This window comes from Bacteroides sp. 1_1_30 (assembly GCF_020982715.1).
Classification (GTDB): domain Bacteria; phylum Bacteroidota; class Bacteroidia; order Bacteroidales; family Bacteroidaceae; genus Bacteroides; species Bacteroides xylanisolvens.
Genome location: NZ_JAJKHN010000043.1, coordinates 1 through 11,896, shown reverse-complemented (window position 1 = coordinate 11,896; position 11,896 = coordinate 1). Strand labels below are relative to the sequence as shown.

11 protein-coding genes are annotated in these 11,896 nt (G+C 41.7%); all 11 read right to left on the bottom strand.

Features of this window, described 5'->3' with window-relative positions; translation table 11 throughout:
• Positions 1–109: 109 nt before the first annotated feature.
• Entirely contained in the window at positions 110–373 is a 264-nt protein-coding gene (gene rpmA / locus LPH68_RS13935; RefSeq protein WP_004316697.1) for a 50S ribosomal protein L27, read from the bottom strand.
• A gap of 21 nt (positions 374–394) precedes the next feature.
• Positions 395–712 (bottom strand): 50S ribosomal protein L21, encoded by a 318-nt coding sequence (gene rplU, locus LPH68_RS13930; RefSeq protein WP_004316691.1) that lies wholly within the window; start codon positions 710–712, stop codon positions 395–397.
• Positions 713–905: 193 nt separating this feature from the next.
• Positions 906–1,544 carry an HAD-IA family hydrolase gene (locus tag LPH68_RS13925; RefSeq protein WP_151923554.1) on the bottom strand — a complete coding sequence of 213 codons (639 nt, stop codon included), beginning with the start codon at positions 1,542–1,544 and terminating at the stop codon, positions 906–908.
• 38 nt (positions 1,545–1,582) lie between these two features.
• Complete coding sequence (locus LPH68_RS13920) at positions 1,583–2,467, bottom strand: TraB/GumN family protein (RefSeq protein WP_151923555.1); 885 nt, start codon at positions 2,465–2,467, stop codon at positions 1,583–1,585.
• A 26-nt stretch (positions 2,468–2,493) separates the two neighbouring features.
• Positions 2,494–3,024 carry a C40 family peptidase gene (locus LPH68_RS13915; RefSeq protein ID WP_004316687.1) on the bottom strand — a complete coding sequence of 177 codons (531 nt, stop codon included), beginning with the start codon at positions 3,022–3,024 and terminating at the stop codon, positions 2,494–2,496.
• Positions 3,025–3,070: 46 nt separating this feature from the next.
• A complete protein-coding gene (locus tag LPH68_RS13910; protein WP_074708534.1) occupies positions 3,071–3,778 on the bottom strand; it encodes an ABC transporter ATP-binding protein in 708 nt (235 codons plus the stop codon).
• A 38-nt stretch (positions 3,779–3,816) separates the two neighbouring features.
• Entirely contained in the window at positions 3,817–5,310 is a 1,494-nt protein-coding gene (locus LPH68_RS13905) for a DUF5687 family protein (RefSeq protein WP_008020902.1), read from the bottom strand.
• Between the two features lie 24 nt (positions 5,311–5,334).
• Positions 5,335–8,172, bottom strand: coding sequence for a pitrilysin family protein (locus LPH68_RS13900; protein ID WP_151923556.1), 2,838 nt, complete (start codon positions 8,170–8,172; stop codon positions 5,335–5,337).
• A gap of 81 nt (positions 8,173–8,253) precedes the next feature.
• Complete coding sequence (gene kdsA, locus LPH68_RS13895; RefSeq protein ID WP_004316678.1) at positions 8,254–9,054, bottom strand: 3-deoxy-8-phosphooctulonate synthase; 801 nt, start codon at positions 9,052–9,054, stop codon at positions 8,254–8,256.
• A 114-nt stretch (positions 9,055–9,168) separates the two neighbouring features.
• A complete protein-coding gene (locus LPH68_RS13890) occupies positions 9,169–10,095 on the bottom strand; it encodes a diacylglycerol kinase family protein (RefSeq protein WP_004316677.1) in 927 nt (308 codons plus the stop codon).
• Positions 10,096–10,152: 57 nt separating this feature from the next.
• Positions 10,153–11,073 carry a tRNA (adenosine(37)-N6)-dimethylallyltransferase MiaA gene (gene miaA, locus LPH68_RS13885; protein WP_004316676.1) on the bottom strand — a complete coding sequence of 307 codons (921 nt, stop codon included), beginning with the start codon at positions 11,071–11,073 and terminating at the stop codon, positions 10,153–10,155.
• Between the last annotated feature and the right edge of the window lie 823 nt (positions 11,074–11,896).

Sequence of the window (11,896 nt, the reverse complement as noted above, 5' to 3'; positions counted from 1 at the left end):
AAAAAGGCGTATACTTGTCAGGCGATAAAGTATGTTTTGGTATAAAAAGAAAGGAGATACAATCTTGTGGATTGCATCTCCTTGTCTTAACTATTTTCAGTCCGGATAATTATGCTTCTGTTGCAGGAACGATAGAAACATATCTTCTATCTTCTTTACCTACTTTGAAATTAACTGTTCCGTCTACTAAAGCGAAAAGAGTGTGGTCTTTACCCATTCCGATGTTTTCACCCGGGTGGAATTCAGTACCTCTTTGACGAACGATGATGTTACCTGCTTTGCAAGCTTCGCCACCAAATATCTTAACGCCTAATCTCTTGCTCTGTGATTCGCGGCCGTTCTTAGAACTACCGACACCTTTTTTATGTGCCATTTCTTCTTACTTTTTAATTGATTAAGCTACTACTTCTGTAATTGTTAATTCAGTGAACTGTTGACGGTGACCGTTCAGTTTTCTGTGTCCTTTTCTTCTTTTCTTGTGGAAAACAAGAACTTTGTCGCCTTTAACCAAGTTTGAAACAACCTGGCAAACAACTTTAGCACCTTCTACGGTAGGAGCACCTACTGTAACGTTTCCGTCTTTGTCTACCAAAAGAACTTTTTCAAATTCTACTGTTGAACCGTTTTCTGCACCTTCGATGTGGTGAACAAACAACTTTTGACCAGCTTCTGCTTTAAACTGCTGACCGTTAATTTCTACAATTGCGTACATCTTATATATAATGTATAAGTTAGCTCCGGCGGGTGGTCTTTAATCACTTAAAGAACTCTTTATCGAACCCGTTGCGGAATAATCGGGCACAAAAGTACTATTTTTATTCGTTCCCGACAAATATTTCTTTTATTTTTTGTAGGAGATAAAATGATTACAGTAAATAAATGAGCATTTTAACTCTCATTGCAGTCTATTGGACCAACTCTCCCAAATTCTGCATAATGATTTTGTGTGGATAGTTACGGAGTTCCTCGGCTGTTGTCATTCCGTTCAATACGCCTGCAAAATCTACTTCTGCATTTCGGGCCGTTTCAGCATCTACCGTGCTATCTCCGATATACAAAGTTTCTTCGGGTGTACTTCCCAAATGTTCCAAAGCAAATAGTACCCCTTCCGGTGAAGGTTTCGGTGCTTTTACATCTTCTCCTCCCACAACTATATCGAGAAAATCTTTTGGCAGATATTCTTCCAGATAACTCAATATCCGGAAGCGATACTTGGTAGAGATAATTCCGACGCGGGCACCCCGTTTCTTCAATCCTTTCAGTGTAGATAATGTATCAGGAAAAAGACGGGTATTTACATTCATGTGTACATCAGCTTCCAGTCTGTATTCCTGCCGGAAAGATTCTAACTGTTCCGGGTCGGTAATTCCGGTAAGGATACTGAATGATTCTTCCAGTGTTTTGCCGATCGTGCGCTTGATAGCTTCATCGGTAACGGTTAAATACTGGTGCCGGGTGAGCACAATTCTGAAACATTTAACGATACCACGCGACGAATCGGCTAATGTATAGTCGAAATCGAATAAATAGGTTTTGTAGTTCATTGGGGAAAACTTTTCCGCAAAAGTACTAAATACTTTTCTTATTTCACAGGTTCTACTGTGTATCCTTGGCTTTTTAGTAACTTTAATAATCCTTTTTCCCCGGGAAGGTGCAGGGCGCCTACCGCAACAAAAGTCGGAGCGGCTTTCATGATAGCCGGTAATTTTTCAGCCCATATTTTATTACGGTTGTAAATTAGGGCATCTTCTTCGCTGGGAAGTGCGTCGCATTGATTGCCTTTGCGCTCTTCGCTGATTTTGAACATAGTGTTCAAATCCTGTTTCATGTAAGCGTTCGTGAGCTTTTTTAGGTTTTCTACTTCTGCTTCTATATTATTAAGAGTGCACATGAGTAGCTGTGCTTGTCGTTGTAGTGAACTACCGTTGAAAAGCAGGTTGAATTGGAATTCGGCAGTTTCCAGCCCGTCCACCTTTTTTCCGTTTTGGGCGGCTTGGCTTTGAAAGAACGTGTCGAGTTGCTCTTGCGGGTTGAACTTTCCTACATGTTTTACGTAAGCCATTACCACTACATTATTCAACAGGAAGGCAGGTTTTAGCTTCGGAGCCATATTTAAGTCTACCATCAGGTTTTCTTTGCAGAATTTGTTAGCACTCTCAAAGTCTTCCGGAGAAAGGAGGGAGGTCAGTGTGGTATCACTTTCAATCATCATTGCCTTTTGCATCTTTCCCATGGTGGCGGGCGACTGCATTTCCGACATTTTCAGTTCTCCATACACCTGTTGCGTTTCATTCATCGCTTTTTGAAGTCCGGCAATGCTGTCCATGATGCTGAATGGTGCCAGGTGATGAGTACCTATGATGTAGGAAGGTTGGGTTAGTCCGTTACCGGACACTTTCCATAAAAGTTGTGCATTGGCACTGAATGCCACACAGATAAATATAACTGCTCCGATGAATGATTTCATAATTTTATATCATTAGAAGTTGATAATTAACGTATTCTGCCTCCGCTTATCCAGTGTTTGGTATAATAACTCTCGTTCAAGTTGCTGACGATCACTCCTTTACTGGTACTGGAATGAATGAACTTTCCGTTTTTCAGATAAATACCTACATGAGCTACTTTCTTTTTTGAACGGCTACTGGTAAAGAATACCAAGTCTCCTTCCCGAAGGTTTCGCTTAGCGACCTTATTACTTTCTTTTTTCAAGTCCTCTGTATTGCGTGGCACTTGGGTGCGGTATACCTTTCGATACACTTGATAAACCAGCCCCGAACAATCTGTTCCTCGTTTAGAATCACCTCCACCACGATAAGGAACCCCTATCCAATCGGCTGCTTCGAGATAGAGCTTATGATTATCTTCCAGATTGACATCTACACCTAATAAAATAGAAGCTCGTGCCAATGCTTGATAGTCCAGCCGGGGAGCGGAAGTGCGACAGGAACTAAATATAGCAGCCAGCCCAACTAATAGATAGATAAATTTTAATTTTGCCTTCATCAACTGTATCTCAATCATTAATTATCAACCCCATCAATCATAACTCATAACTCATAAATCTCCCTCACTCTTCTTCTACATTAAAATAATCCTCCAGTTCTTTTTCTGCGGAGTTATCTTCGTTGATAATATCCCGGATGATGACCCCGTGTTCCAGTAAAGCGATCCGTGGACATACATCTACGGTATGATTGAGGTTGTGACTGGATATGATAACCGTAGCCTGATGCTCCTCGTTGTATTTCTTAAGCAGATGTTTAATGATAGACTGTGAACTTGGATCGAGGAAATTGAACGGTTCATCCAAGATTAATAATTGCGGATAATGAAGCATGGCGGAGATTATCCCGATCTTTTGCTTGTTACCGGCAGAGTAGTTGCGAATTAATTTTTTGTGTCCGATCACTTCTCCGCTCATAAAGCGTTCGAAAGGGATAAGACGTTCGTCTACTTCTTCTTTTTTGAGTCCATACATTTTCCCGATGAAATAGAAATATTCTTCCGGAGTGAGATAATCGATCAGGAAGCCATCGTCAATGAAAGCACCGGTAATGCTTTTCCAGTCTTCACTCTGGCTGACATCAATATCATTTATAATCACTTTTCCATCGTCTGCTTTCAGCAGATCCAACATCAATCGGAAAAGAGTTGTTTTACCGGCACCGTTGTTACCCACCAATCCGAGCATGTCGCCTTGATTGATTTCGTAATGTTCTATGTCTACGGCAACCTTTTCACCGAAATTCTTTTTAAGTTTATCAATGGTAATCATGATCTTCAATGTTTATATAGTTAATGATTCATGAACGTTTATTGGCGGCTGTCTCTGAAGCCTTCCATATTTTCGTACCGCCGTTTCATGAAGCGATGATATACATTTTTTATCCATAAAGGAGAGGTCAGGGTAAATCCGAGACCAATCACTAACAGGATTGTGTAAGTGATTGTTTCTCCCCAAAGTGCATTTAACAGGCTGTATAAGATAAGCGGTACGCCGAAAGCACCGAAATTGACCAACATCTGTATGGCGCTATTGTTTTGTCGGCTTGTCACTTTTTCGTTCAGAGGTACTGTCTGTTTGTTGTAAACAGCCAGTTGGAAGAAGCAGAAATAGATAAAGCCAATGGTATAGAAAAACCAGGCAAAAGCACCCAGTAAGGTAAGTTTGTTCATGATGATAGCGGGGATCATCAGTATGAAAGGTATAATCTCACCAATACTATATGTGTAATATTTAGCTTTCAGCAAACTCATAATCGATTCTTTGCGAGACATCAGACCATCAATGTAGTTGCCCTCGAATGACATAATCTGTGAAAGGATAATCATTCCGAATACGGCAAAGTTGTACACACAAATAAAAGAGGTCATGAAATTACCGTCATAGACACTGGAAAAGCTAAGTGCAACGGAGAAAGCTACAATTACGATAGAGATATTGCGTAGTGCACCTTTGCAGCGGCGGTTGCGTAAGAGCATTTTCAGTTCCAGCCGCATATATTCGCCCACTTCTCCGTAGCGTTCGAAGAATTTATATTCGGAGACGTGTTTTATTTGGGTATCATCCACTTTGGCTAGCTCTGCATAAATCAGCCCAGACATGATTTTACGGTTAATCAGCCATAAAAGGGCAATCACAAGTATGGTGCCGAGAAAATAGAAAATGTTTCCCTGTATATATCCGTCTCCCAGATCCATGAAGAAATAGAAGAGGGGACTATCTTCGGGGATAAAAAGAAGGCAGCCTATTCCACCGTAGAAAGCGATAGGTAATAGAATCCACCAAATACGTTCGTTGATAAGAGTGCGGCAAAGCAAGTACCAGTAATTGTTGGCAATAATTAATAGCAGGATACCGATAAGATAGGTGATAACACCGGAGATACCGAAAAACTTGGTAATAGTGATGAAGGAAAAAGGGACAAACAGAAACAACCAGAACAGGTTGAACAGACTTAGTCCCGAGCGGATCAGTAAAAAGTCGATGACACGAATTCGTTTAACCGGCAACAGGAGGTAAGGTTTTACCTCCTGTGTCGGTGTTTTTTGTAACGGAACACGCAACAGGAAGTCCAGTGCCAGGATAAAGATCAGAACCACTGCGTTCATTACATGATATGGTTCCCGGTTGGGAACCATATCTGAAAAACCGAACGCGAACGTCGTACCGAAAAATATCAGGTAACCGGCCCAAAATGCGCCCATGACATAACCGAGTATTTTAGCAACTTTGTTCTTTTCATACATCGGGTGCCGTTTGGCGGCGAGCCTTCCATGTTTACGTAATTCGTTGAATATCATCATTCAGTAGATATACTAGAGAAATATTTATTTGTTTTCTTCCGGTACAGTCATAATGACTTGAATTTCGTTGTTCTGTTTCAGCAACTTGGCAAGGAAGTCTTGTACTTCTTTAGCAGTGATGCTGTTGACCAACTTTTCATAGTCTTTTGTATTATCGATACCGGTGTAGAAGTATTCGTCCATGTTATTGAGCCAGTAGCCATTTTCTTTTTGGGCGTCTTTATACTTCTTCAGCATATATTCTTTGATCTTCTGCATGTGTTCGGCAGACGGACCTTCTTTGGCCATTTTGTGGAGTTGTTCCACAACGATCGCAGAAAGGTGGTCTTTCTTGGCAGGATCAGTCTGGAATACGATTTGAAGCGCCAATTCTTCTTTCGGATATTTACCCAGGCTGCCGTTACAGCTTACGCCGTATGTACCACCTTCTTTTTCACGGATTTCTGCTGTGTAAACCAAATCCAGAGCCTGATCTAAGAAGCTAAGCAGGACATTGTTGCGCAAGTCGTATTTGCAACTACCGCTATAAAGGAACATGATGGTAGCCATCGGAGTTTCCTGTGCTTTTGCGAATACATTCTTGATCTGTCCTTTGCGGATATCCATGTGGTTGTCCTTGAAAGTCTCTTTACGGTTGATAGATGGCAGGCTACCCAGATATTTGGCGATCAACGGTTTCATCGTTGCCAAATCTACATTTCCCACCAGGTAGAAAGTAAAGTCGCTTGCGTCTTTGTAGCGGTCTTTGTACATTTCGAGAATACGGTCGTAGTTGATCTGGTCTACCATATATTCTTTCATTCGGATAGCACGCGGATGATGACCATATAATACACTTGTAATAGTGTCACTGAAAGCAGTCATCGGGTTGGCATCCGCATTCTGAAGTTCGGCTTTCAAACGATTCTTGTAAGATTCGAATGCTTCATTGTCCTTGCGTGGAGAAGTGAAAGTCAGATAAGTGAGCTGCATCATTGTCTCAAAATCTTTCGGTGCACAGCTACCGGAAACCGTTTCTGTTGTATTGCCGATACCGGCGGCCACGTTTGCACGTTTACCGGCAAGAGCTTTACCCAAGTCAACCTTGCTGAAATTACCGATACCACCCACCAGGGCTACTCCGTTTAATTGAGCAATATTGATGATCTCTTCGTTCGGGAATATGCTCGTACCACCGAAACTTACTCCTTTCATAACAATTTGGTCAGCTTTGAAATCAGTAGGCTTCACATATACAGTTACACCGTTGGAAAGCACTAACTTAGTCGTACCATAAATGTCTCCGGCTTTTTCAGAAACAATTTTGCCACCTTTCAGTTCTTCCGAGATCAGCGGTTCGTTAGAGACTTTGTCTTCATAAGGCTTCAAGTCGAATGACTTCATTTGTTTCAGCAGAGCGGCAATCTCTTCTTTAGTAGGATATTTTACTCCTTCTTTTTCCGGACCGGCCAGCAGAACTACCTGGTTATTATCAGTAATCAGTTGTTGCATGATCTGGTTAACAGCTTCTACCGGAATATTCGGAGCCAATTTGTTCAAAAGCGTATATTCAACTTCGATTCCCGGAATCGGTTCTTTATCAAGGAAGTTGTTAACGTATTCGTTGACATAAGAGCCGCTTTTGGTTTTTTCACGTTCGTTGTAAGCAGATTCTACGGCTTGCAGATAGTTGGCGCGTGCGCGGTCATATTCTGTTGCTGTAAATCCGAAGCGGCGTGCGCGTTCTGCTTCTTCCAGGATAGTCTTCGTAGCTAAATCGATTCCGTCGATTTTGCTGCTTGCGCTGATACTGAATGCTTCTTTAGTTTTGGCAAGGAAATATTCTCCATATTCTGCACCGGCACTTGTGAAAGGAGGATTAGCAGTCTGGCGAAGTTCGTTCAAACGGTTGTTCAGCATATTCATAGCCATGCTGACCATATAGCTCGTTGCGTAATAAGCGATGGTATTTTTCAAAGAATCCGGAGTCGCATCTTGTTTGAAGAAGATGTTGACAGAAGGATTTTTCACTTCTTTGTCAGTACCGATATAGATAAGTGGTTCCTGATTGTCTGCTACCGGATAGTAGATACGTTCGGCCGGATTTACCGGAGCTTTTACGTCTGCGAATACTTTTTTAAGTTTGGCTTCAATTTCATCTACGTTGATGTCACCTACAATAACGATACCTTGCAGGTCCGGACGATACCATTTGGCGTAATAATCGCGGATATCCTGATACGGGAAGTTGTTGATAACGTCAATGCTTCCGATAGGCATACAGTCTGAATATTTAGAATCCGGATACATCGTAGGCTGTGCATTGGTCATGATACGGAGCATACCGCTGTTACGGCTTCTCCATTCTTCGCGGATTACGCCACGTTCTTTGTCTATTTCCTTGTCAGCAAGATCGATAGCGCTCGACCAGTCGTGAAGGATAAGCAAGCAAGAGTCTACTACATTAATGTTTTCAGTCGGTACGTTGCTGATATTATATACCGTCTGATCGACGCTGGTATATGCATTCAGGTTTGTACCGAATTTGATACCTTTCGTTTCGCACCAAGGTATAATGCCAAGACCTGTCTCATCACCCGGGAAGTTTTTGGTTCCATTGAAAGCCATGTGCTCCAGGAAGTGAGCCAAACCACGTTGTTGCGGTTCTTCAAGGATGGAACCTACTTTCTGTGCGATGTAGAATTCTACTCGTTTTTCAGGAAGTGCATTGTGTCGAATGTAATAGGTAAGCCCGTTGTCCAGTTTACCGATGCGGACGTTTTTGTCCACAGGCAGTTCTTGCATGGGTTGTGCAAGTACGAGCTGGAAATTGCAGCATATAAAAAGGACTGCAATAAATAATCCACGTAATAAATGTTTCATGTTCTATTTAGTTTAAATAAATATTTCTTTGTTATTTGTCGTCGTGTTTGGTTGTAAATCACAAATAGACAGGGAAAAGAGTTATTTTATAGCTTCCCGTATCCTGACTAACTTCGTTAACAGCCCTTCCAGGAGGTCTAACTTTAGCATATTGGCACCGTCACTTTTTGCTACCGCAGGATTCTCATGTGTCTCAATGAATATCCCGTCAGCACCCACAGCGATACCTGCTTTAGCTACAGTCTCTATCAGTTGCGGCATTCCACCGGTTACTCCACTGGTCTGGTTGGGCTGCTGTAGGGAATGGGTAACATCCAGAATAACCGGATAACCGAATGATTGCATTTCAGGGATGCCGCGATAGTCTACAACAAGGTCCTGATAACCGAAAGTCGTTCCGCGTTCGGTAAGCATCACATTTTTATTTCCTGCTTCCACCACTTTATCGGCAGCAAACTGCATTGCCAGCGGAGAAAGGAACTGTCCTTTTTTGATGTTAATTGTTTTTCCGGTTTTCGCTGCTGCAACCAACAAATCGGTCTGGCGGCAAAGGAAAGCCGGGATTTGAAGTACATCTACATATTCGGCTGCCATAGCTGCTTCATCTGCACTGTGAATATCTGTCACAGTCGGAACTCCGAAAGTTTCATGTACCTTTCTTAATACTTTGAGTGCTTTTTCGTCACCGATACCTGTAAACGAATCCAGGCGTGAGCGGTTAGCCTTGCGGTAAGAGCCTTTGAATACGTATGGAATTTGTAGAGCTTCGGTGATTTTTACTACTCGTTCGGCAATGCGCATTGCCATCTCTTCACCTTCTATAACGCATGGACCTGCCAACAGAAAGAAGTTACCGGCAGGATTGTTCTTAAGTTCTATCATTTTTAATATAATTATAAGTTTATGTTTCTGGCACGGATTACGCGGACTATACAGCTTTTGCAGATGTAGATTTACTAAAAATCGTGTAATCCGCGTAATCCGTGCCTGAATTTATCAATTTGGAATAATAAGCGTTGTTTTTTCCGAAAGTACCCCTACTTCCAGCGGGAAATGCCTGGGCAACAACCGCCCGTCCAAATCCACAGCGGCGTTTTGTGCCCGTAGTACTTTCACTTTCTTCGTCCGGTAGCTTTTCACTACCTTATGATTCAGGATTCTTCCCTGAATCAGCATCCATAGTCCGGAGATAATTTGCAGGAATTCCGGTCGGTAGATAACGGAGACATCCAGCCATCCGTTATAAGGAACGGCGCTAGGCGTCTGTCCCCATCCCCAGGCACTGCCTATGCATACGGTCATGATGCGTCCGCGGATATGCTCGTCGTTGATGCGGAGGTGCATCCTATAAAGTTTCCGTTCAAATATAAGAGAAAACAAGGCGGCCACGTAGGAAAGGAATTTCACCCCCCAGAAGCGTTTGGTCTGATCGGTAATTTTAACGATTCGTGCCCCCAGTCCGATATTAACAGCATTGAGGAAGTAGCGGCGTTGGTGTTCTTTTCCATCGTAGAAATTGCAGTACCCCACATCTATTTTCTTCAGCCGGTGATTAATGATACAGTCGACAGCCGGTTTATATTCGGTACTAAGTCCCCAATATTTGGCGAAGTCGTTTCCGATACCATTGGGAATCATGCCGAGAGCGATGTTTTCTTTATCTTCGGCATCGGATAGCATAATGCCGTTGATGGCATCATTTAATGCCCCATCACCGCCCACAATGACAATCGTGCGATAACCATTGTTGGCCAAAATCTTGGCGAGACGTTCCACCGAACCGAAACCTTCGGATTGTACATAGTCATAGTCCACGCCTTTACTGTCCATGTACTCCTTAATTTCTTTCCAGCGCTTTTTTACCTTTCGGGTACCAGCTTTCGGGTTGTAAATCACTCCCCATTTCTTTGGTTCTACACTCATATTCGTATATCTATCCTATTGTGTATTAAAAATCACACTATATAACTGACAAAGATACTAAATCCCTTCCAGTTTCTCTTTTACAAAAGCTATCTTTTCTTTCATCGGCAGTTCCGCATTCATCCAATGGATGGTAAATCCTCTTCTTTCCATGCCGCGAAACCAGGTCATTTGTCGTTTGGCAAACTGATGGATCGCAATTTCCAGACCGTTGAACATCTCTTCATAGGTTAGTTTTCCAATAACATACAATGTCAGGTATTTATATTCCAACCCATAATAGATTAAATCATCCGGCGCAATTCCTTGCTCGATCAATTGCCGCACTTCATCTACCATTCCTTCGTCCAACCGTTGTTTCAATCGGCGGGTGATCTTTTCACGACGCAGTTCCCGGTCAATATCCACTCCGATAATGAGGCTGTTCAATTCAGGAAACTCCCGTTCGGGAACCGGATGGGCAGCATAATATTCTTCAATCTCTATCGCACGGATAGCACGTTTCACGGTATCTACATCGGTAGAATTGTGTAATGTTTTGTACCGGCCTAATATTTCCGTCAACTCTTCGAGCGAATGATTTGCCAAACGAATACGTAATTCAGGGTTTTCCGGCACGGGCATCAGCTTATATCCTTTCAATACGGATTCCAGATACATGCCTGTCCCTCCACATAAAACGGGGAGACAGCCTTTTTGTTTGATTGATTCGTAAGAAATCAGGAAATCGCGTTGATATTCGAATACATTATATTTATATCCGGGATCTGCAATATCGATTAAGTGGTAGGGGATTGTACGTCCGTTTACTGTATAGTCTGCCAAGTCTTTTCCCGTACCGAGATCCATCCCTCTGTATATCTGACGAGAGTCGGCACTGATAATTTCTGTATTGAGTTCATAGGCCAAGGCCGCGGCAAAGGGAGTTTTACCCGAGGCTGTAGGTCCGAGTATGGCGATTAAATCATAGTCCGGCATAGCTTCATTCTTTTATATCTGCAAAATTACGAAATAATTTTAACCTGTTTGATATTCAATCACTTTTTTATCAAGATAAGGAGAGGGAGAAGGATTCTTTATGTTTTCGTTCTTGTACAAAATGAATTCCCACCTCCACGCACTGAAAAAGAATTTTTCATTTCATTTCTCATATTCTCATTGTTTTTGATAAACGAAAGATAATCAGATAGATATTTTATGAGAAATACTTTTTAAAACGGCATTTCTCATAAGTTTACCCGTATTTTGGCTCAAAATCGACCTTATTCTCATAGTGTTTCAGGGTATTTCTCATAGTCAAAAGCCATTCGTCCTTCCTTTTTTCTTTCGACTTACCTTATTTTTATCAGGAAATGAAGCTACTATTTAGATAAAATAGTGGCTTTTTGCTTGAAGATGCTCATTAGTTCCGATTGTCCCATATATTGTGGGAAAAGATTCCCAAGCTGTTGGGAATCTTTTCCCACAATATATGGGACTAAGGCACTGTATATGGAAACAAGCAAAAGGAATACATCGTTCTATTTATTTAATGCCGGCTTCCGGCACATTACACTATGAGAAATACCTTGAAACACTATGAGAATAAGGTCTATTTAGAGCTAAAATACGGATAAACTTATGAGAAATACCGTTTTAAAAAGTATTTCTCATAAGATATTAATCTGATTATCTTCCGTTTATCTAAAAACAATGAGAATATGAGAAATGAAAATGAAAAATCGGGTTCTTCGTCAAATTTGGTGGTAAATTCTTTATCTCTTTATTTCCAAGTTAATAATTATCCCTTTTTACTCACTTT

Excerpts from the sequence above, each read along its gene's own strand:
- LPH68_RS13900 (WP_151923556.1), bottom strand. The coding sequence starts at position 8,172 with ATGAAACATTTATTACGTGGATTATTTATTGCAGTCCTTTTTATATGC.
- rplU (WP_004316691.1), bottom strand. The coding sequence starts at position 712 with ATGTACGCAATTGTAGAAATTAACGGTCAGCAGTTTAAAGCAGAAGCT.
- LPH68_RS13910 (WP_074708534.1), bottom strand. The coding sequence starts at position 3,778 with ATGATTACCATTGATAAACTTAAAAAGAATTTCGGTGAAAAGGTTGCC.
- LPH68_RS13890 (WP_004316677.1), bottom strand. The coding sequence starts at position 10,095 with ATGAGTGTAGAACCAAAGAAATGGGGAGTGATTTACAACCCGAAAGCT.
- LPH68_RS13925 (WP_151923554.1), bottom strand. The coding sequence starts at position 1,544 with ATGAACTACAAAACCTATTTATTCGATTTCGACTATACATTAGCCGAT.
- LPH68_RS13905 (WP_008020902.1), bottom strand. The coding sequence starts at position 5,310 with ATGATGATATTCAACGAATTACGTAAACATGGAAGGCTCGCCGCCAAA.
- LPH68_RS13920 (WP_151923555.1), bottom strand. The coding sequence starts at position 2,467 with ATGAAATCATTCATCGGAGCAGTTATATTTATCTGTGTGGCATTCAGT.
- kdsA (WP_004316678.1), bottom strand. The coding sequence starts at position 9,054 with ATGATAGAACTTAAGAACAATCCTGCCGGTAACTTCTTTCTGTTGGCA.
- LPH68_RS13915 (WP_004316687.1), bottom strand. The coding sequence starts at position 3,024 with ATGATTGAGATACAGTTGATGAAGGCAAAATTAAAATTTATCTATCTA.
- rpmA (WP_004316697.1), bottom strand. The coding sequence starts at position 373 with ATGGCACATAAAAAAGGTGTCGGTAGTTCTAAGAACGGCCGCGAATCA.
- miaA (WP_004316676.1), bottom strand. The coding sequence starts at position 11,073 with ATGCCGGACTATGATTTAATCGCCATACTCGGACCTACAGCCTCGGGT.